Raw genomic sequence first — 25548 nt, 5'->3', positions numbered from 1 at the left:
TGATCCATCGCAGCGTGCCGGCGTTTCCGGCCGATTCCCAATCCCGCTACCGGCCGCGTCCGCTTGGTGGTGAGCGCAGTCGTGTTATTAGCTGTCATAGAGGCAGGTGGGGCCGTTGCAGGTGTGTGGGTCTGCAATGGTGTCCGTAACAGACTGACGCGGAGCAGGGCATGGACACTTCAAACGAATACAGCGGCGGCTGCCAGTGCGGGGCGGTGCGGTTTCATGTGCGTGGTGCGTTGGTGGACGCTTCCATCTGCCACTGCCGCATGTGTCAGAAAGCATTCGGCGCGTATTACGCGCCGCTGGTGTCTGTGCGAGGCACCGAGTTTCGCTGGACCCGTGGCGAGCCCAAGCGCTTTGCATCGTCGACGGTCGTGCAGCGCGGGTTTTGCGCCGATTGCGGCACGCCATTGACTTATGAGGCACCCGACGGGATCTCGGTTGCAGCAGGTGCCTTCGACACGCCGGAGCGGTTGCCGCCGCATATCCAGTATGGGTTGGATCGCAAGCTGCCCTTCGTCGATAGGTTGGCGCATCTACCCACGCGTCCACCCGAAGACGATGCCGCCGCGGAGGCGTTTTTGGCCAGCGTGGTGTCGCGGCAGCATCCGGATCACGACACTGCGCATTGGCCCGCGTGAGAAGTCGCCCTGGTTTGGTTGTGCTACTGATCGCGGCATGCGAGCAGTGACGGTATCACCTCGCTCGCGGCCGTCTCGCCGCGCCAAGACGCGCTGGTGCACGATATGGCAGGCTTCCATCGGCACGATGGGTTGCACGGCCAGCATGCGTTCACTGCAGGCGCGCCATTGGCCCCGGGCGCTGCGCGTCCAGCACCGGTGCCCCTTGCAGCAACGCTTCGCTGGCATCGCCCGGGCTCCCATGCACCGGCCGTGACGTGACAGGCCGCAGGCCCTACCATTCCCTCTTTACCTCTTCGTATGCCCGCGCAATGAGCAAGCAGAACCAGTGGATCGTCGGCGTCAACGCTGTCGCCTCGTCCGTCGAGAACGACGCCGACAACGTGCGCGAGGTCTTGATCGAAGCCGGTAGCAAGAATCCGCGCCTGACCGAGATCGAGGAACAGGCGCGCCGCAAGGGTATCGACGTGCGCCGGGTCAACACCCAGGCGCTTGACGGTGTTGGCGGGCAGGTGCGCCATCAGGGCGTGGCCGCGCGCTATGCCGCCGCGCGGCTGTGGGCCGAGAACGAGCTGGAAGGGCTGGTCGAGGCCGCCGCAGGGCGCGCGCTGGTGCTGATCCTCGATGGCGTGCAGGACCCGCACAACCTTGGCGCTTGCCTGCGCAGTGCGGCAGCGGCCGGGGTCACCGCGGTGGTGATTCCCAAGGACAAGTCGGCCACGGTGAACGCCACCGTGCGCAAAACCTCCGCCGGTGCCGCCGACCGTATTCCGGTGGTGGCGGTGACCAACCTGGCGCGCTGCCTGCGCGACCTGCAGAAGCAGGGGGTGTGGCTGTATGGCTTGGCCGGCGAAGCAGAGGCTTCGTTGTACAGCGTGGATCTGCGCGGCAATGTCGGGCTGGTTCTGGGTGGCGAGGCCGATGGCCTGCGCCGTCTCACCCGCGAGCACTGCGACGGCCTGGTCAAGATCCCGATGCCCGGCGAAATCGAAAGCCTCAATGTGTCGGTCGCGACCGGTGTGACCTTGTTCGAGGCCGTGCGCCAGCGCCTGGGCGCCTAACGCCTGCGTGCATCAGGCGCGAGCGCAGGCGTGCCGGCCTGGGTATCGCACGCGCGTTACGCGATGCACATCAGCTCCAATTCTTGATCGTGGCAGTGCCGATGGGCATCTGCGCAATGTTCCGCGCAGATGCAGCTCGCAGACAGTGGCCTGACCCACGCGCAGGGAGTTGCAGCAAGGCTTTCCAGAGCTGCGCTTCCATCGTCGAACGCCGCGCGGCGTTTTTGCCTACCATATCGCCAGCGAACGGCGCGTTGTGTGTGATGAACGATGGGGTGGGCGCCTGGCAAACAGGCGAGAGCAGTTGCGGCGTCCAGGCGTCAGCACGACGAAGAAATAGACAGCAGCAGCGCTGGTTCGGTGTCGGCGCCTGCCTGCTGTTGGCGCTGTGTTCGCTTGTTGCGGTTGCCTCACCGGCCGGAACGGCACGCTTGCGCGATTACGCCGTCGATAGCTGGAGTTCGCGCAACGGGCTGCCGCACAACTCCTTGCGCGACATCGCCCAGACCCGCGACGGGTATCTGTGGTTTGCAACCTGGGAAGGCCTGGTGCGCTACAACGGGCTGGAATTCAGCGTGATCGACCGCAGCACGCGCCCTGGGCTGCCCGATAACGGCGTCGGCGCACTCTACGTAGATCGCGATGGCGCGCTGTGGCTGAGCGATGCACGCGGCAACCTGGTCCGGCATGCTGCCGATGGGCAATGGCGGCAGTGGCAGCGGCAGGGGCAGTGGCCGCAGGCGTTGATCCATGCCATGACCATGGACGCTGAAGGCCGCATGTGGCTGTTGTTCGAAGGGCATGGGCTGGGCTGCCTGTGGCCGGATGGGCACTTCGACTATTTCCCGCCGCGCGATGACGCGCCACTGCAGAGCAGCTTTCCGCGCATGGTGTTCGATGCGCGGGGGCGCTTGTTGATCGGCACCTTCGATGGATTGATCTACCGCGAACCGGATGGGCGCATGCACCGCGCGCCGGCTGCATTCGGGTTTCCACCGGGGTTGGCATGGCCGTATCGCGCAACGGACGGCACGGTGTGGGTGGTTGCGGGCGATCAGCTGTATCGCCTGCAGGGCGAGCGCGCCGAGCTGGTGCATCGGGTGCCGGGGCAGGGCCACTTCACCGCGATGCTGCAGGATCGCCGCGGCGATCTGTGGCTGGGCAGCGAAAACCAGGGGCTGCTGCGGATCGGGCCGTACGGCGTGGAGCAGCTGCCGGCCGGTCGCAGCCTGCCGACCGGACGCATCGTCAGCCTGCGTGAGGACGCAGAAGGCAGTATCTGGGTCGGCGCCAACGGCGGTCTGTTCCGGCTGCGCGAGACCCTATTCAGCAGCTACAGCCAGCGCGATGGATTAAGCGGCGACTACAGCCGCGCCATGTTGGAAGACCGCGACGGCAGTCTGTGGATCGCCGGAACCGCCGGCCTGGACCGGATGCTGCCGGACGGGCGCATCGTGCCGGTGCCGGTGGTCACACCCTCCGGGCGACGCCTTTCGGTGCTCAGTCTGGCGCTGGACCGGCACGGCGATCTTTGGGTGGGCACCTATGCCGATGGCGTCTTCGTGTTGCGCGCTGGGCGCGTGCTGCGCCATTACGGCGAGGCCGAGGGCATTCCCGGCGGGCATATCCGCGCGATCGTGATCGACGACCACGATTCGGTGTGGCTGGCAACCCAGCGTGGCGTGGCGCAGCTAGTGGATGGCAGGCGCGCGCCGTTGGCCATCGAAGGCCTGCCTGTCAGCGTGGTGACCGCATTGGCCAGCGTCGATGGTGCGTTGTGGATCGGTTCGGTCGATGGTGCGGCAGTGCTACGCAACGGCAAGCTGCGCCAGTTGAATCTGGAAAAACTGGGCGGCGCGCGCAGCGTGTTCGGTTTTCAGCCCATCGGCGATGCCATGTGGATCGCGACCGATCGCGGCCTGTATCGCGAGCGCAATGGCGTGCTTGCACGCGTGGGTCTGGAGCAGGGTATGCCGGTGGATACGGTGTTCCAGCTCATCGACGACCGGCGTGGCAATGTATGGATCAGCAGCAATCGCGGTGTGCTGCGTACCGAACTTAAGACCCTTAATGCCGTTGCCGACGGGCACGGCACGCTCGCGATCGAACGCTATGGCGAGATCGATGGCATGGGCAATGCGCAGGCCAACGGCAGTTCCGGCCCCAGCCTGCTGCGGCGTGCCGACGGCACGGTGTGGGTAGTGACAGCTGGCGGCGTGAGCAGGGTCGACCCCTCACGCCTGCAGCGCTTTCGCGAACGTCGCCCGCCGCCGGCAGTGATCGAGAATGTGCAGCAGGATGGCCAGCCGTTGGTGTGGCGCCAGCGCGCACAACTGGCTGGCGGGCATCGCTTGAACGTGTCCTACGTCGGCATGAGCTTTCTGCTGCCGGAGCGAATCGAGTACCGCACCCGACTGGAGGGTCTGGACGCTAGCTGGACCGAGCGCGGCCGGCAGCGCAGCGTGGAATTCATCGGCCTGCCGCCGGGCAGGTATCGTCTGCACGTGGCTGCGCGCCATCCGGGCGGGGCATGGAGCCCGCACGAAGCGGTGTGGGCGTTCGAGGTATTGCCGCTGTGGTGGCAACGCCAGGATGTGCGCTTGGCCGCGGCGCTGGGGACGCTCTTGTTGCTGGCCTTGCTGTATCGCGTGTTGCTGCATCGCTACAAGACCCATAACGCGCGCCTGGCCGAGCTGGTGCGCAAGCGCACCGAGGACCTGCAACGGCAGGCGCAGCGCTTGCTGCAGGCCAACCAGGAAAAGAGCGAGCTATTGACGCGTTTGCGTATCAAGTCCGACGTGTTCGAGCGTCAGGCGCACGAAGATGCGTTGACCGGGCTACCCAACCGTCGCCATTTCGACGAAGCGCTGGCGCGCGATATCAGCCGTGCACGGCGCAGTGCGCGCCCGCTGGTGCTGGCGATTCTGGATATCGATCACTTCAAGCGCATCAACGACCATTATTCGCACGCCAGCGGCGATGCGGTCCTGCACGAGGTGGGGGTGCTTCTCACGGCGGCCGCGCGCGCCTCGGATCTGCCGGCACGCCTGGGCGGCGAAGAATTCGCGCTGCTATTGGCCGACACCACGCTGGACGAGGCACAGGCACTTTGCTTGCGCATCCGCGCGCTCTTCCATTCCCGTCACAACTGGGGCAGCGTCGAGGGCTTGCAGGTGACCTTCAGCGCCGGTGTTGCCGCACTGCGCGACGAAGACACCGGCTCGTCGCTGATGCAGCGCGCCGATCACGCCTTGTACGAGGCCAAGAGCGCCGGGCGCGACCGGATCTGCGTGGGTTAGGGGCGGGGAATCGGGATTCGGGAGTCGCAACAGCAGTGCAGACATTCCTCCTCCTGCGGGAGAAAGTGCCCGCAGGCAGAGGAGGTAGATGCGCTACTGGCGCGCCACCTTAGAGTGCCACCTGTGCAAAGCTCTTGCGATTCCCGATTCCCGATTCCCGATTCCCGATTCCCCAACTCAAACCGGCCCGGGCCAGGCGTTGGCGATCTTGCAGAACAGGCGTGCGGTCTGTTCGGTGTCGTAGACCGCGCTGTGGGCGTCGGCTGCATTCCAGTCCAGGCCTGCGGCCTGGGCGGCGCGTGCCAGCACGGTCTGGCCGTAGGCCACGCCGGCCAACGTCACCGTGTCGAACACGCTGAAGGGATGAAACGGGTTGCGTTTGTGGCCCACGCGCGCCACGGCCGCGTTGAGAAAATTCAGATCGAAATGCGCGTTGTGGCCGACCAGGATTGCGCGCTGGCAGCCGTATTTCTTCACTGCTGCGCGCACCGGCGCGAACACATCGTCGAGCGCGTCCTTTTCCTGCTTCGCGAATCGGAATGGATGGTCGAGCACGATACCGGTGATTTCCAGCGACTTCGGGTCGATCTCCAGCCCGGGCGCCGGCACCAGGTGTGCGCTGGCGGTCTCGCCGGGAAAGAAGCGTCCGTCGGCACCCATTTCGATCGGCACGCAAGCGATCTCCAGCAGTGCGTGCTTGTTCCAGTCGAACCCGCCGGTTTCTACGTCCACCACCACGGGCAGATAGCCACGAAAGCGGCGCGACATCGGCAAAAAGGAGGGGGCAGGCTGTGCATCGACCGGTTCGTTCATCCGCATAGCCTAGCAGGTCGCACGTCGGGCTCTGCCTTGGCTGCAGGCTTGCAGATTCATACCTGCGGCGGCTGCGGCCCGCATCACCCGGTGCATGACCTAACACCATGCCGTTGGCGCGCACGATCGCCCCGTGTTGGCGAGCATTTTTTTCGAACCGGGCGGCTGTGGACCATATGCGTCGGTCGCCCCCACACCAAATAGGAGAAGCCCGATCCGCGTTGCCACGGACCGGGCCTCACTGACGACACGGTGAGCGAGCGCTTAGTGCCCAGCGACGACGCTGGTGATCAGCCCGGTGGCCACTGCGATCAGCACGTACGTGTTATCCACGCGACGCCATTCGTGTCCACGCGGCGGCGGCTTGAGATGGTGCTTGTGGTAGTCGGCAACGCGGCTGCCACGATGGTCCGGCGCCAGCCGCTCGCCGCGACGATACGGCGGGCCGCGCCGGTCGTTGCGGTGATCGTCGTGATCCGCCTTGCGGCGATCGTCGCGCCTGTCGTCATGCCTCTCGTCGCGATGGTCGTCATGGCGATCAGGGCCATGGTCGTCGTGACGATGCGCGTTGCGGTCACGGTCGTGATCGAGGTCGTGCTGCTGCGGCGCTGCAAACGCTGCGCCAGAGGTCAGCAGCGTCAAGGCCATGAAAGATCCAACGAAGCGTTTCATCAGCGGACTCCTGGGTCACAGGAAATGCCTGTGCACCTGCACGGTAGAAGTTTCAAGCTGAATACGTAATGAGAAGGCGTTCCGGCGCCTCACGGCAGCGCTGCCGGGGTCTAGACGACGCCGGTACTGCTGGTGTCGTCGCGCTTCACGCGCGGAGGCAAGGGTTGTTCGCCATGCACCAGGAACCACACGTTCTCGGCGATGTTGGTGGCGTGGTCGCCAATGCGTTCCAGATTCTTTGCCATGAACAGCAGATGCGTACACGGGGTGATATTGCGCGGGTCTTCCATCATGTAGGTGAGCAGCTCGCGGAACAACGCGGTGTACTGCGCATCCAGGCGCGCATCTTCGTCGCGGACACGGATCGCCGCATCGGCATCCTTGTTGCGATACGCCTGTACGGCTTCTCGCACCGCATCGGCCGCCATCTGGCCGAGCGCGCGCAGGCCCACGGTCTGCGGCAGCGGCGGTGCGGAATTGAGCGCGATCGAGCGCTTGGCCACGTTGGCCGCGTAATCGCCGATACGTTCGATATCGGCCGGAATCCGCAGGCCTGCAAGAATTTCGCGCAGATCGCGCGCCATCGGGCCGCGCAATGCAAGTCGCATCACGTCGTGGCTGATCGCGTGCTCCAGCGCATCGATCGCCTCGTCGTTGACCACGATGCGGTGCGCGGCATTGTCATCGCGACGCTCCACCACATCCAGTGCGGCTTCCAGCTGCGCCACCGCCGTCTCGCCCATGCGCACGATCTCGGCGACGAGACGGTGCTGCTCCTCGTCGTAGCTTTTGACGATATGGTCGTTGAGGTGCTGGTTCATCGTGATCTCGATTCGTGGCAGTGGTGGATGTCCGCCGTAACCTTGGCGACATGGCACATGATGCAAATGTCGTGCCGGGCGGTGTGGCGGAACTGCGTCAATGCGGCGTTGCGCTGGCGCGCCTTACATCAACCGAAGCGGCCGGTGATGTAGTCCTCGGTCTGTTGCTTGGACGGCTGCGAAAAAATGGTTTCGGTGCGGTCATGCTCGATCAGATCGCCCAGGTACATGAAGGCGGTGTAGTCGGACACGCGCGCGGCCTGCTGCATGTTGTGGGTGACGATCACGATGGTGTAGTCGCGCTTGAGCTCTTCCACCAACTGTTCGATCCGGCTGGTGGAAATCGGGTCCAGCGCGGATGTCGGTTCGTCCAGCAACAACACATCCGGGCGCAGCGCTACCGCACGTGCGATGCACAGGCGCTGCTGCTGGCCACCGGAAAGACCCAGCGCGCTCTGCCCCAGCTTGTCCTTGACCTCGTCCCACAGCGCGCCTTGGCGCAAGGCCTGCTCGACGCGGTTCTGCATGTCGGCTTTGGACAGTTTTTCGTGGTGGCGGATGCCGTAGGCCACGTTTTCGAAGATGGTCATCGGAAACGGCACCGGCTTCTGGAACACCATGCCCACCTTGCTGCGCAGGCGGTTCATCGGGTACTTCGGCGACAGGATGTTTTCGTTGTCCAGCAATACCTCGCCGCGCGCTTCCATCTTCGGATACAGCGCGTAGATGCGGTTGAAGATGCGCAGCAAGGTCGACTTACCGCAGCCGGAGGGACCGATCAGCGCAGTGACGCGCTTTTCGGGGATCTCGATGTTGATGCTCTTGAGCGCGTGGTACTTGTCGTAATAGAAATCCAGATTGCGTGCGGCCACCTTCACCGGCGCCTGCGCCGTCGGCGCCCCCGTGGCGGCCGGGACAGCGATGCGATGCATCGGCTTGGCGTTTTGGAGATCGTTCATGTCGGGTGTCCGGAAGGAAAGGTCAGTCATTGGAGATCTTGTTGCGCAAGAGCAGGGCGCGCGCGCCCAGGCTGACCAGCAACACGAACACGGTCAGCACCAGCGCGCCGGCCCAGGCCAGCGTCTGCCAGGTGTCGTACGGGCTGCCGGCGAATTGATTCATGATCACCGGCACGCTGGCCATCGGCTGGAAGATGTTGCTGTTCCAGTACTGGTTGCCGAATGCGGTGAACAGCAGCGGTGCGGTTTCGCCGCTGATGCGCGCCAGCGCCAGCAGCACGCCGGTGACGATGCCTGCCGAGGCGCTGCGGTACAGCACCTGCACCGTGACTTTCCACTGGGGAATGCCCAGCGACAATGCCGCTTCCCGCATCTGCGCCGGCACCAACCGCAGCATTTCGTCGGTGGTGCGCACCACCACCGGCAGCACGATGAAAGCCAGCGACAGCGCACCGGCGAATGCCGAAAAGCGTCCGCCGGTCTGCATCACGTACAAGGTGTAGACGAACAGGCCCAGCACGATCGATGGCGCCGACAACAGGATGTCGTTGACGAAGCGCACCACCACGCCGGCCTTGCGCGCGTTGCCGTACTCGGCGAGCCAGGTGCCTGCAGCGATGCCCAGCGGCGTGCCGATCGCCAGTGCCAGCCCGCACATCACCGCACTGCCGAAAAAGGCGTTGAGCAGGCCGCCTTCCTGCATCGGCGGCGGCGTCATCTTGGTAAACAGGTTGAGATCGATGCCCGGCACGCCCTTGGACACCAGCGTCCACAGGATCCAGGCCAGGAAGAACAGACCAAACAATGCAGTGACGCACGAGAGCAGCAACGCGATGGCGTTGGTGACCCGGCGGCGGTTGTACAGCGATTGCGACACCGAAGCGGCGGACATCAGTTGCCCTCCCGACGCGACAGCTGCATGAGCATGAAGCGCGCGATGGCCAGCACGATGAAGGTCACGATGAACAACACAAAGCCCAGCAGCAGCAATGCCGACCGATAGGTTTCAGTGGCCTCGCCGAAATCGTTGGCGATCAACGCCGCGATGGTGGTGCCGGGCTCCAGCAGCGACGGCGACAGGCGCACCGTGTTACCGACCACGAAGGCCACCGCCATGGTTTCGCCCAGCGCACGTCCCAGACCCAGGAACACACCGCCGATCACCGCAGAGCGGGTGTAGGGCAGCACGATGTCCCAGCTCACTTCCCACTTGGTGGAGCCCAGCGCGTATGCCGATTCCTTCAAGCGCGTGGGCACGGTCAAAAACACTTCGCGCATCACCGAGGAGATGAAGGGAATCACCATGATTGCCAGCACGAAGCCGGCGGTCAGCAGGCCGATGCCCAACGGCGGGCCCTGAAACAACGGGCCGATCAGCGGCAGCGTGCCGAGATGATCGTTGAGCCATGGTGTGACGTGCTCGGTCATCACCGGCACCAGCACGAACAGGCCCCACATGCCGTAGATGATCGACGGGATGCCGGCCAGCAGTTCGATGGCGGTGCCGACCGGGCCACGCAGCCAGCGCGGCGCCACCTCGGTCAGAAAGAACGCGATACCGAAACTCACCGGCACCGCAATCAGCATCGCGATGACCGCGGTGACCAGGGTGCCGTAGATGGGTGCCAGCGCACCGTATTTGTTTTCGACCGGATTCCAGTCGGCCGAATAGAAGAAACTCAGGCCCTGCATCTGCAAGGCATGGCGTCCGCCCCACAGCATCGACAGCGCCGCGCTGCCGAGCGCCAACAGGACGAAAACGACCGTAGCGGCCAGCGCAAGCTTGAACAGGCGATCGGCGCGTGCGTCGCGCAGGTCGCGGCCGCGTGGCGCGGTCATCGCTTCGGGAATGGCGGTGGCATTCATTCGATTGGACTCGTCACCCGCGCAACGGCGGGAGCGTGAGACAGCAGGAACGGCGAGGCACCTTCAGGTACCTCGCCGCAGCGCAGCCCGCCGCATGGGCGGGTGCAGGGCATTACTTGAACTCGCTGCCCCAGTAGGCTTCGATCTGCTTCACCAGCTCCGGCGGCAGCGGCACGTAGTGCAATTCGCTGGCCTGGGCCTGGCCGTTTTCCAGCGCCCACTTGAAGAAGTCCAGCGTCGCCTTGCTGCGCGCGGCGTCCTTGGGCTGCTTGTGCATCAACATGAAGTTGGTCGCGGTGATCGGCCATGCCTTCTCGCCCGGCGCATTGGTGATCACCAGATTGAAGTCACGGGCGTTGGCCCAGTCGGCGCTGGCAGCGGCGGCGGCAAAGCTTTCCGCATTCGGCTCGATCCATTGGCCGGCCGCGTTCTGCAGCGAGGTGTACGGCATCTTGTTCTGCAGTGCGTAGGCAAGCTCGACATAGCCGATCGAGCCCTTGATCTGCTGCACGTACGACGCAACGCCCTCGTTGCCCTTGCCGCCCACGCCACCCGGCCACTGCACCGAGGTGCCTTCGCCGACCTTGCTCTTCCACTCCGGGCTGACCTTGGACAGGTAGTTGGAGAAGTTGAAGGTGGTGCCCGAACCATCCGAGCGATGCACCAGGTTGATCTTGGTGGCGGGCAGGGTCACGCCCGGGTTGGCCGCGACAATGGCCGCGTCGTTCCACATCGTGACCTTGCCCAGGAAGATGTCGCCCAGCAGGGCGCCGGTCAGGCGCAGCTTGCCCGGCGCGATGCCTTCCAGATTCACCACCGGTACCACGCCGCCGATGGCGGACGGGAACTGCCCCAGGCCAGCCTGTTGCAGTTCGGCGCTGTCCAGTGGCTTGTCGGTCGAACCGAAATCCACCGTGCCGGCCTTGATCTGCGCAATGCCGCCGCCGGAGCCGATCGACTGATAGTTGACCTTGTTGCCGGTGGCGGCGTTGTAGTCGGCCGACCACTTGGACACCAGCGGATAGATGAAGGAAGCACCGGCGCCGGAAATTTCAGCGCCCTTGCTGTCGCTGGCGGCGGCGCCTGCGGCTGGCGCGCCCTTTGCGGCGTCTGCGGACTGCGCGTCCTTGCCGGGCGAGCACGCGGCCAGGGCGAGGGCAATGGTGAGGGACAGGGCGGTCAGGCTGGCCGACTGCAATTTCATGGAAGCTCCGAGGCTGGATTGGCCGGTGTCTCCGGCAGACCACACTATGAAATGATGTTTTTGTTACACCCGCATGACAGCGCCTTCTGGCCAACGCATCACAAAAAAAGACGCGGACCACGGAGGGCGTTGCACCCTCCGGGATCCGCGTCCCGGCGCCGACGCCGGGGAGAGAGACGGCATCGTTCCTTCACGCGTTTTCGTGCTTGCTGCCAGGCCCTAGTGCACGGCGCCCATTGCCAGTTCAGGTGGGCGGGCGGCTCGCCGGCATGGACCAGACAACGGCCCATGCCGTTTTAGAGCATGGCTTGCCCCACCAAGCCGCTGCAGCAGAGGCCTGCGCCGTACTCTTAGTGCGGCAGATTCTTGGCCCAGTACGCCTCGATCTGGGTCACCAGCGTGTCCGGCAGCGGCACGTAGTCCAACTGTTTGGCCTGCGCATCGCCCTTGGTGTAGACCCAGCGGAAGAATTCCAGCGTGTTCTTCAGTCCAGCCGGATTCTTCGGCTTTTTCTGCACCAGGATGAAGTTGGTCGCCGTGATCGGCCAGGCGTTATCGCCGGCCGCGTTGGTCATCACCAGATAGAAGTCCTTGGCCGTGCCCCAGTCGGCGCTGTTGGCAGCGGCGGCGAAGGTTTCATCCGACGGCTGCACGAACTTGCCGGCCGCGTTCTTCATTGCGGTGTAGGCCATCTTGTTCTGCAGCGCGTACGACAGCTCGACATAGCCGATGCCGCCCTTGATCTGCTTCACGTAGGCAGCCACGCCCTCGTTGCCCTTGCCGCCGATGCCGGTCGGCCACTGCACCGCCGTGCCTTCGCCGACCTTGCCCTTCCAGTCCGGGTTGACCTTGGAGAGGTAGTTGGTGAAGTTGAAGCTGGTGCCCGAGCCGTCGGAGCGGTGCACCACGGTGATCTTGCCTTCCGGCAGTTTCACGCCCGGGTTGAGCGCGGCGATGGCCGGGTCGTTCCAGGTGCTGACCTTGCCCAGGAAGATGTCGCCCAGGGTCTTGCCGTCCAGCTTGAGCGTACCGGCGGCAATGCCCGGCACGTTGACCACCGGTACCACGCCGCCGATCACCGAGGGAAACTGCGCCAGGCCGGCAGCGGCCAGTTCTTCCGGCTTGAGCGGGGCATCGGAAGAGCCGAAGTCCACGCTGGCCGCCTTGATCTGGGCAATGCCGCCGCCCGAACCGATCGATTGGTAGTTGACCTGCTTCTTGGTGGCCGCGTTGTAGTCGGCCGACCACTTGGACATTACCGGGTAGATGAACGACGCACCGGCACCGGTGACGTCGGCAGCCTGGGCGCACAGTGCCAGCGAAGCGGCGAGCACGCCGACGGCCAGACGGGTCTTGAAGGAGTGGATCACGGAACAGCTCCTGTAGCGAAGGGATGAGGACGTCCCGCCGTGGTGCCATTGCAGGGCAACGGCATGACCATGCGGTGTCTGGGACATGACAGGCCGATGACGGCGTTGCGCCGTCGGATGTTCGGGCCGGCAGGAAGTGGCGGCTGCCACCGCGTGCCTCGACCGAGCGCACGCGGCAGCGACGCACTTACCAGTAAAACTGCGCGCGTGCTTCGATGATCGACGGATTGTCGTCGACCAGGCCGCGCGTGCTGCTGTTGTAGCGGGTGCTGTCGACCTTGGCGTAGTCCAGCGCGAACTTGAAATTGGAGCGCCAGTACCAGTTGGCGCCGACCGTCCAGATGTTCATCTTGCCGCCCAGCACGCCATCGACGAACGGCGTGTTGCCGTTGGCGACCAGGTGGCCGTCGTTGAGGTCGAGGGTGTCGTAGCGCACCGCCAGCTGCCACATGCCCGATGCCGGCTCGTTGGGTAGCGGGGTGGTCGGCACGCCCGCCTTGTAGCCCCAGGTTTCGCCGGTGAGGTTCCAGACGCCGCTCACGTACCAGCCGTCGCTCTTGTAGTCGTGCGCATTGGCACCGATGCGGTTGGCGTTTTCCTGGAAGTACTCGCTCTGCAGTTTGAACGGCCCGGTGATCCACATCGCCTCGGCACCGGCCACGCCGACGTCGTCCACATTGGTGATGGCGCCGCTGTCGATCAGGCGAACCGTGGTCAGGTCCGCGTCGGGGCGTGCGCGCAGGCGCAAGGTGTCGTCGTCGGTGTCGTAGGCCAGGTAGCTCAGGCCGAAGTGCAGCACATTGCCAGTCTCGTTGATTGGCGCCCAGGTGCCACGCGCGCCATAGCCGTTGCCGTGCGCCTGGTTACGGGTCAGCTCGCGGCCGAATGCACTGGCGGTCACGCTCCAATTGTTGTCGCCCATGCCATAGGCCACGCCCAACCGGCGCGAGATGCCATAGGTGTTCGTCACCGACGCCTTCGACACGAAGTCGTTGTTCTTGGTGCTGGACAGTTCTTCCAGGCTGTTGGGCTGCTTGAACTGGCCGATCTGCAGGTAGTTGTTCGCGTTGCCGCCAAACTTGTACTTGATGTTGTTATCCAGGAAGCGGCCGGTGCTGCGAATGGTGGTGCCACGGATGGTGACTTCCTTCAGCACGCTCGGGTCATAGCCGGCGACCCATTCGAAGTTGCCCGGGCCCTTGCCCTTGAGGACCAGCTCGGCGCGCCGGATGCTGAATTCGGAATTGTCGCCATTGGCACCGATCGGACCATTGAGGTCCTGCACATCGTTGTGGAACCAGTTGCCGTCGGCCTGGACCAGGCCTTCCAGCGAGATTTCCGAACCGCCGATTACATCGATGGCGATCTCGGCATGTGCTGCAGGAGCGGCCAGTGCCAGCAGCAGCGCGGAACCAAGCAGGGTGGGAGCGAGTTTCATAGATGCCTTGCGACCTGAGAAAGTGGGCGCAGGCTAGGGTGTGAAGGTTGCGTTAATGTGACAAAACAACAGAAACGTAATAAGTAATTTTTGTCAATAAAGACAAGAGTTTACGTGTGTTTAAACTATGTCATCGTGTGTCAAAAAGCTGAACGGCAATGGTTTATGACAGCGCCGCGCGCCGACCCAAATCCTTGAATTTGCAAGCTGCGCCGCTGACGGCCTGAACTAGAGCCACGCCAGCCTGAACACATGCGTCAGTTTGTGCGGCGCACCACTTGCATACGCGACGTCAGAATTGTTAGCTTCGAGGCCATGTTTCCTCGATTCCTCCAATTGCTGTTGGTCTGCCTGCTCGCGCTCTCCGCGTGGTCGGCAGCCAATGCGCACGCGCGCATGCAGGATGCGTTCGTGGGCGACGGCTTGGCGGTCATGGTGGATGCTGGCGAAGAACGCGATGCAGTTGAAGATCCGCAGGACGACGGCGATACACAGAGCCAAGTCGACACACAGCCTGCAGACGATATCCCCTTGCTCTCCCAAGCATGGCCGATGCTGGCGCGGTATTCCCCCTCTTGGCATGCGCATCACGCGCCGGCAAATCAAAAACGCGACCTGATTCCACAGCTGCGTCCTCCAAACGCACTGCTTGGCTGATCCCCGCTGTCGCTGCACCCGGTGCGTTCGGCGCCGGATTCCTACCTGATTTGTTTGTCTTTGCAATTCGCGGCGTGCGCCGCGGACGGCTATTCGTTGCCTAGAGGAATCTCCCATGGAAAGTTTGCTAGAAGGTTTTCGTCATTTCCGTAAGGAAGTCTATCCGCGCCAGAGTGCGCGCTTTCAGGAGCTGGCGGGCGGCCAGAGCCCGCATACGCTGTTCATCACCTGCGCAGATTCGCGCGTCATGCCGGAGCTGATCTTCTCCGCACAGCCAGGCGAACTGTTCGTCTATCGCAATATCGGCAATGTGGTGCCGCCTTACTCTCAGCACGTCAGCGGCGTGGTGGCGGCGATCGAATACGCCATCGCTGTGCTGGGCGTGCGGCACATCGTGATCTGCGGGCATACCGATTGTGGCGCGATGAAGGCCGTGCTCAAGCCGGAGTCGCTGGAAGACGTGCCCTCCGTGGCAGCGTGGCTCAAGCACACCGATGCGGCGCGTCATGTCACCGCGCATCACGGGCACGATCCACAGAGCCCGGATGCGCTGAACTGCATGACCGAAGAGAACGTGGTCTCGCAGCTGGACCATCTGCGCACGCAGCCGGTGGTGGCAGCGCGCCTGGCGGCAGGCACCTTGCGTATCCACGGCTGGATCTACGACATCGCCCACGGGGAGATCCGCGCCTTCGATGCCGAGAAGGGTGGCTTCCGGCCACTGCTGGCCGAAAGCACCCCCGAAGCCACTCCACGCCCGCGACTGCAGCAAGTCGTGCGCGCTGAACTCGCCTGACGGAGCCTGCCATGAACACATCAGGTATCGGCGGATATTTCCGTCAGGGACTGTTTGGGCGTGATTTATTGGCGTCCGTGGTGGTCTTCCTTGTCGCGCTGCCGCTGTGCATGGGTATCGCGATCGCATCCGGCATGCCGCCCGCCGCAGGTCTGATCACCGGCATCGTTGGTGGTCTGGTCGTCGGTTTTCTGGCGGGTTCCCCGCTGCAGGTGAGCGGGCCGGCCGCCGGCCTGGCTGTGTTGGTGTTCGAACTGGTCCGGGAGCACGGCGCTGTTGCGCTCGGGCCGGTGATCTTGGTGGCCGGTGCGATTCAGCTGATTGCCGGTCTGTGCCGCGCAGGCGTCTGGTTCCGGATGACATCGCCGGCCGTGGTGGCCGGCATGTTGTCGGGCATCGGCATCCTGATCGTGGCCTCGCAGGCGCACGTGTTGATGGATGCCGCGCCCAAGGCACGCGGTCTGGAAAACTTCGCCGCATTGCCTGGCGTGTTGTGGCAGGCCATCAGCGAGGGGACCGGCCGTAATGCGCTGTTCGTGGGTCTGGCGACGATCGGCATCATCCTGGCTTGGGACAAGCTGCGCCCGCAGCGTCTGCGGTTTCTGCCGGGTGCATTGATCGCGGTGGTGGTTGTCACGGCGACCGTGCAGTTGCAGGGCTTGAATGTCAACAAGGTCGACGTGCCGACCAATCTGTTCTCTGCGATCAGCATCCCCAGCATTTCCGACATCTTTGGCGTGTTCAACCACACCTTGCTGGTCTCGGCTGTGACCTTCGCCTTCATCGCCAGCGCCGAAACCCTGCTGTCGGCGGCAGCGGTGGACCGTATGCATCAGGGCGCACGGACGCAATACGACCGTGAGCTGGCGGCGCAGGGCGTGGGCAATATGCTCTGCGGCTTCCTGGGTGCTTTGCCGATGACCGGCGTGATCGTGCGCAGCGCGGCCAATGTGCAGGCCGGTGCGGCAACGCGTGCATCGACCATCCTGCACGGCAGCTGGCTGCTGGTGTTCGCCATGCTGTTGCCGTGGCTGTTGCGGATGACGCCGGTGGCGTGTCTGGCTGGCATCCTGGTCTATACCGGCGTGAAGATGATCAAGATCGGGCAGGTCAAGGAACTGGCGACCTACGGCCGCGGAACGGCTGCGATCTACCTGGCGACCACCTTCGCGATCGTGGCTACCGACCTGCTGACCGGCGTGCTGATCGGCTTCGGTCTGTCGCTGTTCCGTCTGGCACTGCATTCTTCGCGTTTGAAGGTGGAGGTGCGCGAGCACGCCGACAAGAAGGACGAAATGCATCTGACCCTGCAGGGTTCGGCCACCTTCCTGAAGGTGCCGGCGATGGCACGTACGCTGGAAAGCGTGCCGCCGAACACTGCGCTGCATCTAGATGTGGCCAAGCTGCACCACGTCGATCATGCCTGCATCGAGTTGTTGCGCGACTGGAGCCGCAATGCGGCCTCGCGCGGCTGCGAACTGGTGGTGGACTGGAAGGAACTGGATCGACGTGTCGAAGGTCAGCCCACGGTGGATGGCGTGCTGGTGGAACAGCGCGTCGAGCAGGCGAAAGCTGCGTAAAGTGTCGTAAACGCCCGGCGTTCGCGCCGGGTGACCCCATCGTGATCGGATGATGCATGGCGCCGAACGACGCATCATCCGGTCACGATTTTTTTTGGCGCGAGTGGGGATTCGGGATTCGTAAAAGCTTGCGGCTTTGCGGTTGCTGCGCGTGGATCAGGGCGCGCGGTTGCGTCGTTGCTCCGGCTACATTGCTGCATCAACTCCTGGTTTTTGTTTGCCGCTCAGGGGCCGGCGGCGTCTTGTCGCGGTAGCGGCATAGATCTTGGATCACGCAGCCCGGGCAATCCGGTTTGCGTGCCTTGCAGACGTAGCGTCCGTGCAGGATCAGCCAGTGATGCGCATCGTGCAGGAATTCGGACGGAATCACCTTGACCAACTTGTCTTCGACCGCGCGTACGTCCTTGCCTGGCGCAAGACCGGTGCGGTTGGAGACGCGAAAGATATGCGTATCCACGGCCATGGCGGGCTCGCCGAAGGCGGTGTTGAGCACCACGTTTGCGGTCTTGCGGCCAACGCCGGGCAGCGCTTCCAGCGCGGCGCGATCATGCGGCACGTCGCCGCCATAGCGCTCCAGCAGGATGCGGCAGGTGGCGATGACGTTCTTGGCCTTGGCGTTGAACAACCCGATGGTGGAGATATATCGCTTCAGGCCTTCTTCGCCGAGATCGAGAATGTCGCGCGGGGTATTGGCCACCGGATATAGCTTGCGGGTCGCCTTGTTGACGCCGACATCGGTGGCTTGCGCCGACAGCAGCACCGCGATCAATAACTCGAATGGGGTGGTGTACTCCAATTCGGTGGTGGGGTGCGGATTGAGTTCGCGCAGGCGCTCGAACATTTCCCGTATCTCGGGCTTGCGCATGCTGCCGCCACGACGCGTCGGCGCCGTTGCCTGAGGTATGTTCATGGCTGCGCTCCGCCAGCGGCTTTCGCCTTTGCGCGCGCCAGGATGGCAGCGGCCAGCGGCGGCAGTGCGGGCGTTGCCGGTTGGCTGGGTGCCGGGGCGGGGGCCCTGCGCGCGTCGCGTTCGGCAGCCCGGCGGTGCAGGCGCGCGGAGCGCGCGCGATAGCGTTCGCGCGCGGCCCAGGCGTCTCGTAGACGGCGCTGCGCGCTTAGCAACGTGGCGCAGACCTGCGGGCAGTCGGCGTCCAGCGTATCGTGCTGCGGGTCGGGCAGATACGCCATCAAGCCGAGTGCCAGCGCACGATCCAGGTCGTCGGCCTGCACACAATCGAACAACAGCAGCGGCCATGGACGCGATTCCGGAATGAGGTCGAGCGTCATGGCGATATCAACGATTGCGGAACTGTGCAGGGCGTTTGTCGAGAAACGCGCGAGTGCCTTCGCGCATATCGTCAGTGGCGAATAACAACGCAAATTGCGCGGTTTCCAGCTGCAGGCCTTCTTCGATGGCGCATTCGCCGCCGAACATCACCGCATCGAGAATGCCGCGCAGCGCCAGCGGCGCCGCGTTTGCCAGGCGTTGCGCAAGCGCCAGCGTCTCTTCGTGCAAGGCATCCGCTTCGACCACGCGATTGACCAGGCCCAGTTGCAGTGCGCGGGCTGCGTCGATCGGCAGGCCGAGCAGGCACAGTTCCAGCGCTGCGGCGCGACCGGTCAGACGCAGCAGGCGCTGCGTGCCGCCAAAGCCGGGGATCAGGCCGAGATTGATTTCCGGTTGCCCCAGGCGCGCTGTTGCTGCGGCGATGCGCAGGTGGCACGCCATCGCCAGCTCCAGGCCGCCCCCCAGCGCGAAGCCATTGATCATCGCGATCACCGGCTTGGGCATGCGTTCGATCCGGCGCATCAGCCGCTGGCCCAGCAGCGAGAATGCGCGGCCCTGGATTGCCGACAGATCACTCATTTCCGCGATATCCGCACCCGCCACGAAGGCCTTGGGGCCGGCGCCGGTGAGAATCACGGCGCGTACATCGTCCGCAGCGGCTGCGTCTTGGAACGCCTGATCCAGCGCCTGCATGGTCGCCTGGTTCAAAGCGTTCAGTTTGTCCGGCCGGTTGACGGTAATCGTCCGGACGCTGGCGTGATCGGCGATCAGAATGACGTGATTGGACATGTGAACCCTTGCGAACGTAAAAAAATAGTAAATACGGAACTTCCGAAAGCCTTGCTGGTCCTAGCTTTCGCGATAAGTAGCGGTTCGGTATCGCGGCCGTTATCCTAGCGCGTCATCTCAGGCGGCAGACCCGTCCTGTGCCACCACCCTGGAGAATTGTTTGATGAAGTTGCGTTCTATCGCGGTCGCCGTGGCGGCCCTGGCCCTGACGGGCAATGCACTGGCCCAGGACACGACGTCCGAGAAGGGCAAGTTGAGCTATTACTTCGGCTACGACTACGGCAACAATCTTGCCGAGCTCACCGGCCGCGGCGAGCAGCTCGACATCAACTCGGTGGTAAAGGGTCTGCAGGACGCCTATGCCAAGAAGCAGCCGGCGATCACTGCCGACCAGCTGAAGCCGGCGGTTGAAGCGTTCCAGAAGCGCGAGCAGGGCCGTGCCCAGCAGGCCAAGGCCGAGTACGACAAGGCCGCTGCGGCCAACAAGACCAAGAGCGACGCGTTCCTGGCCAAGAACAAGAGCACCGCCGGCGTGCAGACGCTGCCGAGCGGCGTGCAGTACCGCGTGATCGAAGCCGGCAAGGGCGTCAAGCCGACCCAGGCCAGCACCGTGCAGCTGGAAGTGGCCGGTCCATTCCCGTTCGGCGACCGCGAGAAGGCACGTCCGGCACAGCAGATCCCGGCCATCAAGGTCAGCGAAGTCGAAATGCAGGCCATGCGCGACACGCTGCTGCAAATGCCGGCCGGCTCGAAGTGGGAAGTGACCCTGCCGCCGGAAAAGGCCTACGGCGCCGACCCGCGTACCCCGTTCCCGCCGAACGTGGCTGTGCAGTTCGAGATCAAGCTGGTCAGCGTCAAGTAATTGCACGCGATGTTGCTGCGACAACGCCGGCCACCAGGCCGGCGTTGTCGTTTTGGTCTGGCGATTGTCTGAAGAGAGCGATGCAACGATGCAGCGGCCGCAGGACCAGCGATGAGCGGCAATGACGTCGGATCCGATGATGGTCCCGATTTCGCTGCCGGCCCTCTGCCCAGTCCGTGTATCGGTGTATGTTCGCTGGACGCGCAGTCGCACTGCGTCGGCTGTTTGCGCAGCCTGGATGAAATTGCACGCTGGATGAGCATGAGCGACGCCGAACGCCAGGACTATCTGCACACGGTGCTGCCCGCACGCGCGCTGACGGCACGCCTGCCCGAATACGCGGAGTTGAGGCGGGCGCTGTATCCGCTGGACACCGCGCCGGCCGGGCCGGGTTGGAACCATGCCGAGCTGATCGACCTGACCGACGGCGACGCGTCTGCCGAAGCGGCGGTGCTGTGCGGGCTGGTGCCGCGGGAGCAGGGAACGACGGTGTTGCTGACGCGGCGTACGGACAGCTTGCGCCATCACGCCGGGCAGGTCAGCTTCCCTGGCGGACGGATGGAGCCGTCCGATGCCGACGCCGCCGCTGCAGCGCTGCGCGAGAGTTGCGAAGAAATTGCGCTGGGTGCGCAGCAGGTGCATGCCATCGGATACCTGGATCCGTTTCTGACCGTCAGTGGATTTCGAGTGACGCCCGTGGTGGCGGTCATCGACCCGGGGTTCGTGGCGGTGCCGCAGCCGGATGAAGTGGCGGACGTCTTCGAAGTGCCGCTGGGCTATCTGATGGACCCGAACAATCTACGCAGTGTGGAACTGGAATTCCGCGGGCGCCCGCGGCGCGTGCTCGAATACGACTGGCCTGCCCACCGCATCTGGGGCGCTACCGCCGCCATTCTTCTCAATCTTCGTCGTCGCCTGGAGCAGGTTGCATGAGTGCCGATCCGAACTGGACCACGTTGGTCGATGCCGCCGTGCTGGCGGCCGCGTTGCAGCATCCGCAGCTGCGTCTGCTGGATGCGCGTGCCGCCCCACCGACCGCGCCAGACCCGCACGCAGCGCGCAAGGCGTACGCGCAGGGGCATCTGCCCGGCGCGCACTACGCCGATCTCGACCAAGACCTTGCAGATCTTTCGCGGCCGGCGCAGGGGCGGCACCCGTTGCCGCACAGCGCGGCATTCGCCAAACGTCTGGGCGAATGGGGCATCGATCCGCACACCCAGGTCGTTGTCTACGACGCGGCCGATGGCAGCATGGCGGCTGCGCGCGCGTGGTGGATGTTGCGACTGATGGGGCATCGCCGGGTGGCGGTGCTGGACGGCGGCTTGGCCGCTTGGCGTGCTGCCGGGTTTGCGGAAAGCACCGAGTCACCTGCAGTGGGTGATGGCGCAGCGTATCCCGGCAGTTTCGATACCGCCGAGGTCGTGGATGCCGAGCAGATCGTGCAGCGACTGCAGCAGGCGCCGGGCTGGTTGCTGGACGCGCGGGCAGGCGAGCGTTTCCGTGGCGAAGTCGAGCCGATCGATCCGGTGGCCGGGCATGTGCCGGGTGCGGTGAATCGTCCGTTGGGGCTGAACCTGCGTGATGGTCGCTTCAAACCAGCTGCCGAACTGCGCGCCGAGTTGTCCGCGTTGCTGGGTGCGTACCGGCCCGAGCAGGCGGTGGTGATGTGCGGGTCGGGTGTCACGGCATGCCATCTGTTGCTGGCATTGGAAGTGGCCGGGTTATCAGGAGCGCGCGTCTACGCCGGTTCCTGGAGCGGTTGGCTGCAAGACGCCGCGCGGCCGGTCGCGACCGGCGCCTGATTGCAGGCACAATGGCGGCAGGAACGGTGACCTGTGGGGACGCGGGTTCGCTGCGCGGAGCGCAGTTTCTTGCAGTGCTGGGTGAGCCATGCGGTTGCAGTTACGGGTTGGCGCGCTGTGCGTCGCGGTGTGGACGTTGGCTGCCTGTTCGGCGGAGTCGTCCGCCGATGTCAGCGATAGGCCTGCTGCCGGTCATCGAAATGCGGCGCAGCACGATGTGTACCAGGTCGCGCTGGAACAAGCGCGTGCGGAGCGGCTGAGGCAGCTGCGTGCGCCCGACGGGTGGTTGAGCTATACCGGTTCGGGGCGCGTGCGCGCCGGCCAGTACCGTGTGGGCAGCGACCCGCATAGCGATATCGTCCTGCCTGCCGGCCCTGCGCAGCTGGGGCAACTGACGTTGGATGCTGCAGGGCAGGTGCGCTTTCGCGCAGATGCTACCGCGTCAGTGGCGCTCGATGGGCAGCGCGTCGATGAGGTGCGCCTGGAACCGGAGCGGGCAGGGCAGCGCGGCGACCGGCTGGACGTGGGTGGCCGGCAGTTCTATCTGGTGCAGACCGGCGCCTTGTACGGCTGGCGCTTCCGCGACCCGGCAGCGCCGGCGCTGACGCAGTTCGACGGGCTGGACTATTTCCCGACCGATCCGCAGTGGCGCATCCAGGCGCAGTGGCAACCCTATCCAACGCCGCGCACAACGACCTTGCTGACGTCGATCGGCACGCCGCTCACCGTGCAGGTGCCGGGAGAAGCGGTGTTCTCGCGCGATGGCCGCCAATACCGCTTGCGGCCGCTGCTGCAGGAAGATGGCCAGGGCCTGTTCTTCCTGTTCGCCGACCGCACCAGCGGCAAGGAAAGTTATGGCGGCGCGCGTTATCTGTTTGCCGCGTTGCCCCGCGATGGTCAGGTGGTCCTCGATTTCAATCTGGCCGAAAATCCGCCATGCGCGCTGACGCCCCATGTGGTCTGCCCCATCGCGCCGCCTGAAAACCGGTTGGACGTGGCAGTCAATGCCGGCGAGAAGACCTACCGTGCGACCGAACGTTGAGCGTGCTGCAACGCGTTGACGGTGCGCGAAGGAAGATGTTTTTCGGGTCATCAAAGCATCCGAGAGCTATCACGTGCGTGTTCTGCAGGCGACGCTGCCTTTCGACGGCAAGATTGGCGCGCATGTTGAACCGCTTCTCGTCGATGTCGGCGCCGTCGGGCGCTACCGGGCATGACCGACGTAACGCAGCGAGTCGCCCACCGGCGGCGGCAGACGTGCATGAGCCGGAGTGTTTGCAGGTAGCTGCCGATTCCGCGCCCGTCACGCCGGTGCGGTGGTTGGGCAGCGTCTTTTTGTAGCCGCTCCAGATGGACCGGCAAACACCTGTCGGATGCAGGCGTCGTCCGGTTTCTACAACTGCCTCCTAACCTGGCGTGTGCGACCAGCTCACCGCCGCTTCGATACGTGACCACGGAAACAACGGTCCGGGGTCGAGCTTGCGTTGAATCTTGCGCGACGGGTCGTCGCTGGCCGCTTCCTGGGTGGTATCCAGGGCCTGATGGCCGGCGATGCGCCGCACCGACGGCAACTGCTGCTGGAGCCATTGCAACAAGGTGATCAGCACCGCGATCTGTGCTTCGGGATACGGTTCGGTCATCTCCTGATACCGCGAATCCAGCCAGTGTGGATAACGGCCGCGGTTGACCAGTTCGATGCCCAGCGTATGCGGGTTGTGCCCGCGCACATGATGCGCAACGCGCTCCAGGGCGACGTATTGCTGGATGCTGCCGTTGCGATCGAGGTAGTAATGCCCGCTGTTCCCGGTGCCGCTGTCATAAAGCACGCGTTCGCCGTATTCGCGCGCCATCGCCATGTCCGGCAATTCGGTGCAATGGATGACCACCATGTCGATCTGGGTGAGCGCGCGCCTGGCCAACCGCGATTCGTAGGATAACGGCGCGTAGGTGATTGGCGGCGACGGCAAGACGGCATCGGACATGGAGCGGATGCTAGCATTGCCCGATGGCTTTGAATCCCGACAGCCCCCTGGGCAAATTGATGGCGACGCTGCCGCAGACCGGTCAGGTCACCTGGATCGGCGTGCGTCCGGCGCGCGACGTGGCGATGCTGGAGGTGGACGCGGCGCAGGTCACCACCGGTATTGGCCTTGTGGGAGACCGCTACAAGGGCGGCAGCGGCAAGCGTGGCGTGACCCTGATCCAGGCCGAGCATCTGCCGGTGATCGCGGCGTTGTCAGGACACGCGACCATCGCGCCGGCGACGCTACGGCGCAACCTGGTGGTGTCCGGCATTCCGTTGGTCGCGTTGAAAGGGCGGCGATTCCGGATCGGTGAAATTGAACTGGAAGGCACCGACCCGTGCGACCCGTGTTCGCGCATGGAAGATGCCCTGGGCGCAGGCGGCTACAACGCCATGCGCGGCCACGGTGGGCTGTGCGCACGCGTCCTGCGCGGCGGCGTGCTGCGCATCGGCGATACGGTGCAGGCGCTATGAGTCGCGGCCATTGCATCCTCTCGCACGGCTTCGAAAGCGGCCCGGACGCCTTGAAAGTCACCGCGCTGGCCAACGTGGCCGAGCAGTTGGGCTGGACCCACGAACGCCCGGATTACACCGACCTGGATGCACGCCGCGAGGTGAGTACGCTGGGCGACGTGCGAGGCCGGCTGCAGCGCCTGCTGGAAATCGCGCGGGCGGCGGCCGAGAAGGGGCCGGTGGTGCTGGTCGGCTCCAGCCTGGGCTCGTATATCGCCGGGATGGTGTCGTTGCAGGTGCCCACCCGCGGCCTGTTTCTGATGGTGCCGCCGACCAAGATGGGCCCGATGCCGGCGCTGGACGCCGCACCGGTGCCGATCTCGATCGTGCATGCCTGGCGCGACGAACTGATTCCGGCTGCCGACGTGATCGCCTGGGCGCAGGCCCGGCATGCGCGCCTGCTGCTGGTCGACGACGACCATCGCCTTGCCTCGCACGTCGACGCGTCGGCACGCGCGTTCGCAGAGTTGTTGCAGAGCCTGTGATGCGGACGGTTCCCAGCCACGGCTGCGTGTGGTGCCACCGATGAACGTGTTGATCCGCGAAGCCACCGAAGGCGACGCCGCCGCCATCGAACTGCTGACCATGGTGGCCTTCATGCGCGCCGAACGCAGCCGGCATGACGAGCACCAGGTGATTGCAGGATTGCGTCAGGACGGCGCACTGGCGTTGTCGTTGGTGGCCGACCACGACGGCTATGTGGTCGGGCATCTGGCCGTCTCGCCGGTGGCGCTGTCCGACGATTCGCCCGGCTGGTTCGCGCTTGGCCCGCTGGCCGTGGGGCCCGGCCACCAACGGCAAGGTCTGGGCGCGCGGTTGGTGCAGGCAGCGCTCGCCACGTTGCGCGAGCGCGGCGCCGCAGGCTGCCTGGCGCTGGGCGAGCCGGCGTTTTTCCGGCGCCTGGGTTTCGCGGTCGAACCTGGCTTGGTGTTGCCCGAGGTGCCTGCATCGGAACTGCAAGCCCTGGCATTCGGCGACCGGCTGCTGCCGCTGGCCGATGTGTCTTACCACCCGGCGTTCGGGCTGGGTTGAGCGCGAGCTGCGTTCGCCCGGCCTGTTGCGCCGGTGTCGCGGCCGGTGCGGCGGGTTAG

General features: G+C 64.8%; 26 protein-coding genes. 13 read left to right on the top strand and 13 right to left on the bottom strand.

What is annotated here, in order from left to right:
• The first annotated feature begins 170 nt into the window (after window positions 1-170).
• The 3 genes from EO156_RS18850 to EO156_RS18840 all read left to right on the top strand — a co-directional run bounded on the left by EO156_RS18850 (window position 171) and on the right by EO156_RS18840 (window position 5004).
• Window positions 171-644 (top strand): GFA family protein, encoded by a 474-nt coding sequence (locus EO156_RS18850; RefSeq protein ID WP_033482677.1) that lies wholly within the window; start codon window positions 171-173, stop codon window positions 642-644.
• A 311-nt stretch (window positions 645-955) separates the two neighbouring features.
• Entirely contained in the window at window positions 956-1705 is a 750-nt protein-coding gene (rlmB, locus tag EO156_RS18845; protein WP_003487142.1) for a 23S rRNA (guanosine(2251)-2'-O)-methyltransferase RlmB, read from the top strand.
• Between the two features lie 263 nt (window positions 1706-1968).
• Window positions 1969-5004: a ligand-binding sensor domain-containing diguanylate cyclase gene (locus EO156_RS18840; RefSeq protein WP_026007046.1), complete on the top strand. Its 3036-nt coding sequence runs from the start codon at window positions 1969-1971 to the stop codon at window positions 5002-5004.
• A 177-nt stretch (window positions 5005-5181) separates the two neighbouring features.
• Here EO156_RS18840 and rnt read toward each other — a convergent pair whose 3' ends face one another.
• From rnt to EO156_RS18795, 9 genes are all read right to left on the bottom strand, one after another.
• On the bottom strand, window positions 5182-5823 hold the full coding sequence (rnt, locus tag EO156_RS18835) for a ribonuclease T (RefSeq protein ID WP_078585866.1): 642 nt from the start codon (window positions 5821-5823) through the stop codon (window positions 5182-5184).
• 258 nt (window positions 5824-6081) lie between these two features.
• Window positions 6082-6489, bottom strand: a complete 408-nt coding sequence (locus EO156_RS18830; RefSeq protein WP_026007047.1) for an RcnB family protein — start codon at window positions 6487-6489, stop codon at window positions 6082-6084.
• A 110-nt stretch (window positions 6490-6599) separates the two neighbouring features.
• The gene (gene phoU / locus EO156_RS18825; RefSeq protein WP_003487149.1) at window positions 6600-7310 is read right to left on the bottom strand and encodes a phosphate signaling complex protein PhoU; all 711 of its coding nucleotides are present in this window, start codon (window positions 7308-7310) and stop codon (window positions 6600-6602) included.
• A 128-nt stretch (window positions 7311-7438) separates the two neighbouring features.
• Complete coding sequence (pstB, locus tag EO156_RS18820; protein ID WP_005913798.1) at window positions 7439-8269, bottom strand: phosphate ABC transporter ATP-binding protein PstB; 831 nt, start codon at window positions 8267-8269, stop codon at window positions 7439-7441.
• Window positions 8270-8291: 22 nt separating this feature from the next.
• Window positions 8292-9161: a phosphate ABC transporter permease PstA gene (gene pstA, locus EO156_RS18815; protein ID WP_005913799.1), complete on the bottom strand. Its 870-nt coding sequence runs from the start codon at window positions 9159-9161 to the stop codon at window positions 8292-8294.
• Window positions 9161-10135, bottom strand: a complete 975-nt coding sequence (gene pstC, locus EO156_RS18810; protein WP_003487154.1) for a phosphate ABC transporter permease subunit PstC — start codon at window positions 10133-10135, stop codon at window positions 9161-9163. The genes pstA and pstC overlap by 1 nt, the downstream gene beginning before the upstream one ends.
• Window positions 10136-10247: 112 nt before the next feature.
• On the bottom strand, window positions 10248-11339 hold the full coding sequence (gene pstS, locus EO156_RS18805) for a phosphate ABC transporter substrate-binding protein PstS (RefSeq protein ID WP_005913801.1): 1092 nt from the start codon (window positions 11337-11339) through the stop codon (window positions 10248-10250).
• Window positions 11340-11689: 350 nt separating this feature from the next.
• Window positions 11690-12709 carry a phosphate ABC transporter substrate-binding protein PstS gene (pstS, locus tag EO156_RS18800; protein ID WP_003487159.1) on the bottom strand — a complete coding sequence of 340 codons (1020 nt, stop codon included), beginning with the start codon at window positions 12707-12709 and terminating at the stop codon, window positions 11690-11692.
• Window positions 12710-12896: 187 nt separating this feature from the next.
• On the bottom strand, window positions 12897-14147 hold the full coding sequence (locus EO156_RS18795; RefSeq protein WP_016850248.1) for an OprO/OprP family phosphate-selective porin: 1251 nt from the start codon (window positions 14145-14147) through the stop codon (window positions 12897-12899).
• 336 nt (window positions 14148-14483) lie between these two features.
• Here EO156_RS18795 and EO156_RS18790 point away from each other — a divergent pair, with 336 nt between their 5' ends.
• The 3 genes from EO156_RS18790 (at window position 14484) to EO156_RS18780 (ending at window position 17180) form a co-directional block, all read left to right on the top strand.
• The gene (locus EO156_RS18790) at window positions 14484-14804 is read left to right on the top strand and encodes a hypothetical protein (protein ID WP_003487163.1); all 321 of its coding nucleotides are present in this window, start codon (window positions 14484-14486) and stop codon (window positions 14802-14804) included.
• 115 nt (window positions 14805-14919) lie between these two features.
• Window positions 14920-15600 (top strand): carbonic anhydrase, encoded by a 681-nt coding sequence (locus EO156_RS18785; RefSeq protein ID WP_005913808.1) that lies wholly within the window; start codon window positions 14920-14922, stop codon window positions 15598-15600.
• A gap of 11 nt (window positions 15601-15611) precedes the next feature.
• Entirely contained in the window at window positions 15612-17180 is a 1569-nt protein-coding gene (locus EO156_RS18780) for a SulP family inorganic anion transporter (protein WP_008572157.1), read from the top strand.
• 199 nt (window positions 17181-17379) lie between these two features.
• On the opposite strand, the gene nth is transcribed toward EO156_RS18780, so the two are convergent.
• From nth to EO156_RS18765, 3 genes are read right to left on the bottom strand one after another with little or no spacing between them, the layout of a single operon-like run.
• Entirely contained in the window at window positions 17380-18090 is a 711-nt protein-coding gene (gene nth, locus EO156_RS18775) for an endonuclease III (protein ID WP_026007048.1), read from the bottom strand.
• Complete coding sequence (locus EO156_RS18770; RefSeq protein WP_004429217.1) at window positions 18087-18467, bottom strand: hypothetical protein; 381 nt, start codon at window positions 18465-18467, stop codon at window positions 18087-18089. Before EO156_RS18770 ends, nth begins: the two co-directional genes overlap by 4 nt.
• Before the next feature lie 7 nt (window positions 18468-18474).
• On the bottom strand, window positions 18475-19257 hold the full coding sequence (locus tag EO156_RS18765) for an enoyl-CoA hydratase-related protein (protein ID WP_005919785.1): 783 nt from the start codon (window positions 19255-19257) through the stop codon (window positions 18475-18477).
• Between the two features lie 163 nt (window positions 19258-19420).
• Between EO156_RS18765 and EO156_RS18760 the strand changes: the two genes are divergently transcribed.
• From EO156_RS18760 to EO156_RS18745, 4 genes are all read left to right on the top strand, one after another.
• The gene (locus EO156_RS18760) at window positions 19421-20119 is read left to right on the top strand and encodes an FKBP-type peptidyl-prolyl cis-trans isomerase N-terminal domain-containing protein (protein ID WP_016850575.1); all 699 of its coding nucleotides are present in this window, start codon (window positions 19421-19423) and stop codon (window positions 20117-20119) included.
• 111 nt (window positions 20120-20230) lie between these two features.
• Complete coding sequence (locus EO156_RS18755) at window positions 20231-21052, top strand: CoA pyrophosphatase (RefSeq protein WP_016850576.1); 822 nt, start codon at window positions 20231-20233, stop codon at window positions 21050-21052.
• The gene (locus EO156_RS18750) at window positions 21049-21921 is read left to right on the top strand and encodes a sulfurtransferase (protein WP_016850577.1); all 873 of its coding nucleotides are present in this window, start codon (window positions 21049-21051) and stop codon (window positions 21919-21921) included. Before EO156_RS18755 ends, EO156_RS18750 begins: the two co-directional genes overlap by 4 nt.
• 88 nt (window positions 21922-22009) lie before the next feature.
• A complete protein-coding gene (locus tag EO156_RS18745) occupies window positions 22010-22963 on the top strand; it encodes a DUF1684 domain-containing protein (RefSeq protein ID WP_005913820.1) in 954 nt (317 codons plus the stop codon).
• A gap of 364 nt (window positions 22964-23327) precedes the next feature.
• On the opposite strand, the gene EO156_RS18740 is transcribed toward EO156_RS18745, so the two are convergent.
• Entirely contained in the window at window positions 23328-23903 is a 576-nt protein-coding gene (locus EO156_RS18740; RefSeq protein ID WP_016850578.1) for an N-acetylmuramoyl-L-alanine amidase, read from the bottom strand.
• 23 nt (window positions 23904-23926) lie between these two features.
• On the opposite strand from EO156_RS18740, the gene EO156_RS18735 reads away from it, so the two are divergent.
• From EO156_RS18735 to EO156_RS18725, 3 genes are read left to right on the top strand one after another with little or no spacing between them, the layout of a single operon-like run.
• Complete coding sequence (locus EO156_RS18735) at window positions 23927-24418, top strand: MOSC domain-containing protein (RefSeq protein ID WP_005913821.1); 492 nt, start codon at window positions 23927-23929, stop codon at window positions 24416-24418.
• The gene (locus EO156_RS18730) at window positions 24415-24942 is read left to right on the top strand and encodes a YqiA/YcfP family alpha/beta fold hydrolase (protein ID WP_005926220.1); all 528 of its coding nucleotides are present in this window, start codon (window positions 24415-24417) and stop codon (window positions 24940-24942) included. Before EO156_RS18735 ends, EO156_RS18730 begins: the two co-directional genes overlap by 4 nt.
• 40 nt (window positions 24943-24982) lie before the next feature.
• Window positions 24983-25489, top strand: a complete 507-nt coding sequence (locus tag EO156_RS18725; protein ID WP_005913825.1) for an N-acetyltransferase — start codon at window positions 24983-24985, stop codon at window positions 25487-25489.
• Window positions 25490-25548: the final 59 nt, after the last annotated feature.

This window comes from Xanthomonas sp. DAR33341 (assembly GCF_003992815.1).
GTDB classification, from domain to species: Bacteria; Pseudomonadota; Gammaproteobacteria; order Xanthomonadales; family Xanthomonadaceae; genus Xanthomonas; species Xanthomonas cissicola.
The sequence above is the reverse complement of the archived record's forward strand: the minus strand, read 5'-3'. Positions and strand labels throughout refer to the sequence as shown.

Excerpts from the sequence above, each read along its gene's own strand:
- nth (WP_026007048.1), bottom strand. The coding sequence starts at position 18,090 with ATGAACATACCTCAGGCAACGGCGCCGACGCGTCGTGGCGGCAGCATG.
- EO156_RS18730 (WP_005926220.1), top strand. The coding sequence starts at position 24,415 with ATGAGTCGCGGCCATTGCATCCTCTCGCACGGCTTCGAAAGCGGCCCG.
- EO156_RS18765 (WP_005919785.1), bottom strand. The coding sequence starts at position 19,257 with ATGTCCAATCACGTCATTCTGATCGCCGATCACGCCAGCGTCCGGACG.
- EO156_RS18740 (WP_016850578.1), bottom strand. The coding sequence starts at position 23,903 with ATGTCCGATGCCGTCTTGCCGTCGCCGCCAATCACCTACGCGCCGTTA.
- EO156_RS18750 (WP_016850577.1), top strand. The coding sequence starts at position 21,049 with ATGAGTGCCGATCCGAACTGGACCACGTTGGTCGATGCCGCCGTGCTG.
- EO156_RS18725 (WP_005913825.1), top strand. The coding sequence starts at position 24,983 with ATGAACGTGTTGATCCGCGAAGCCACCGAAGGCGACGCCGCCGCCATC.
- EO156_RS18830 (WP_026007047.1), bottom strand. The coding sequence starts at position 6,489 with ATGAAACGCTTCGTTGGATCTTTCATGGCCTTGACGCTGCTGACCTCT.
- EO156_RS18770 (WP_004429217.1), bottom strand. The coding sequence starts at position 18,467 with ATGACGCTCGACCTCATTCCGGAATCGCGTCCATGGCCGCTGCTGTTG.
- pstS (WP_005913801.1), bottom strand. The coding sequence starts at position 11,339 with ATGAAATTGCAGTCGGCCAGCCTGACCGCCCTGTCCCTCACCATTGCC.
- EO156_RS18795 (WP_016850248.1), bottom strand. The coding sequence starts at position 14,147 with ATGAAACTCGCTCCCACCCTGCTTGGTTCCGCGCTGCTGCTGGCACTG.
- EO156_RS18850 (WP_033482677.1), top strand. The coding sequence starts at position 171 with ATGGACACTTCAAACGAATACAGCGGCGGCTGCCAGTGCGGGGCGGTG.
- EO156_RS18785 (WP_005913808.1), top strand. The coding sequence starts at position 14,920 with ATGGAAAGTTTGCTAGAAGGTTTTCGTCATTTCCGTAAGGAAGTCTAT.
- rnt (WP_078585866.1), bottom strand. The coding sequence starts at position 5,823 with ATGCGGATGAACGAACCGGTCGATGCACAGCCTGCCCCCTCCTTTTTG.
- EO156_RS18735 (WP_005913821.1), top strand. The coding sequence starts at position 23,927 with ATGGCTTTGAATCCCGACAGCCCCCTGGGCAAATTGATGGCGACGCTG.
- pstC (WP_003487154.1), bottom strand. The coding sequence starts at position 10,135 with ATGAATGCCACCGCCATTCCCGAAGCGATGACCGCGCCACGCGGCCGC.
- pstA (WP_005913799.1), bottom strand. The coding sequence starts at position 9,161 with ATGTCCGCCGCTTCGGTGTCGCAATCGCTGTACAACCGCCGCCGGGTC.
- phoU (WP_003487149.1), bottom strand. The coding sequence starts at position 7,310 with ATGAACCAGCACCTCAACGACCATATCGTCAAAAGCTACGACGAGGAG.
- rlmB (WP_003487142.1), top strand. The coding sequence starts at position 956 with ATGAGCAAGCAGAACCAGTGGATCGTCGGCGTCAACGCTGTCGCCTCG.
- EO156_RS18745 (WP_005913820.1), top strand. The coding sequence starts at position 22,010 with ATGCGGTTGCAGTTACGGGTTGGCGCGCTGTGCGTCGCGGTGTGGACG.
- pstB (WP_005913798.1), bottom strand. The coding sequence starts at position 8,269 with ATGAACGATCTCCAAAACGCCAAGCCGATGCATCGCATCGCTGTCCCG.
- EO156_RS18780 (WP_008572157.1), top strand. The coding sequence starts at position 15,612 with ATGAACACATCAGGTATCGGCGGATATTTCCGTCAGGGACTGTTTGGG.
- EO156_RS18755 (WP_016850576.1), top strand. The coding sequence starts at position 20,231 with ATGAGCGGCAATGACGTCGGATCCGATGATGGTCCCGATTTCGCTGCC.
- EO156_RS18840 (WP_026007046.1), top strand. The coding sequence starts at position 1,969 with ATGAACGATGGGGTGGGCGCCTGGCAAACAGGCGAGAGCAGTTGCGGC.
- EO156_RS18760 (WP_016850575.1), top strand. The coding sequence starts at position 19,421 with ATGAAGTTGCGTTCTATCGCGGTCGCCGTGGCGGCCCTGGCCCTGACG.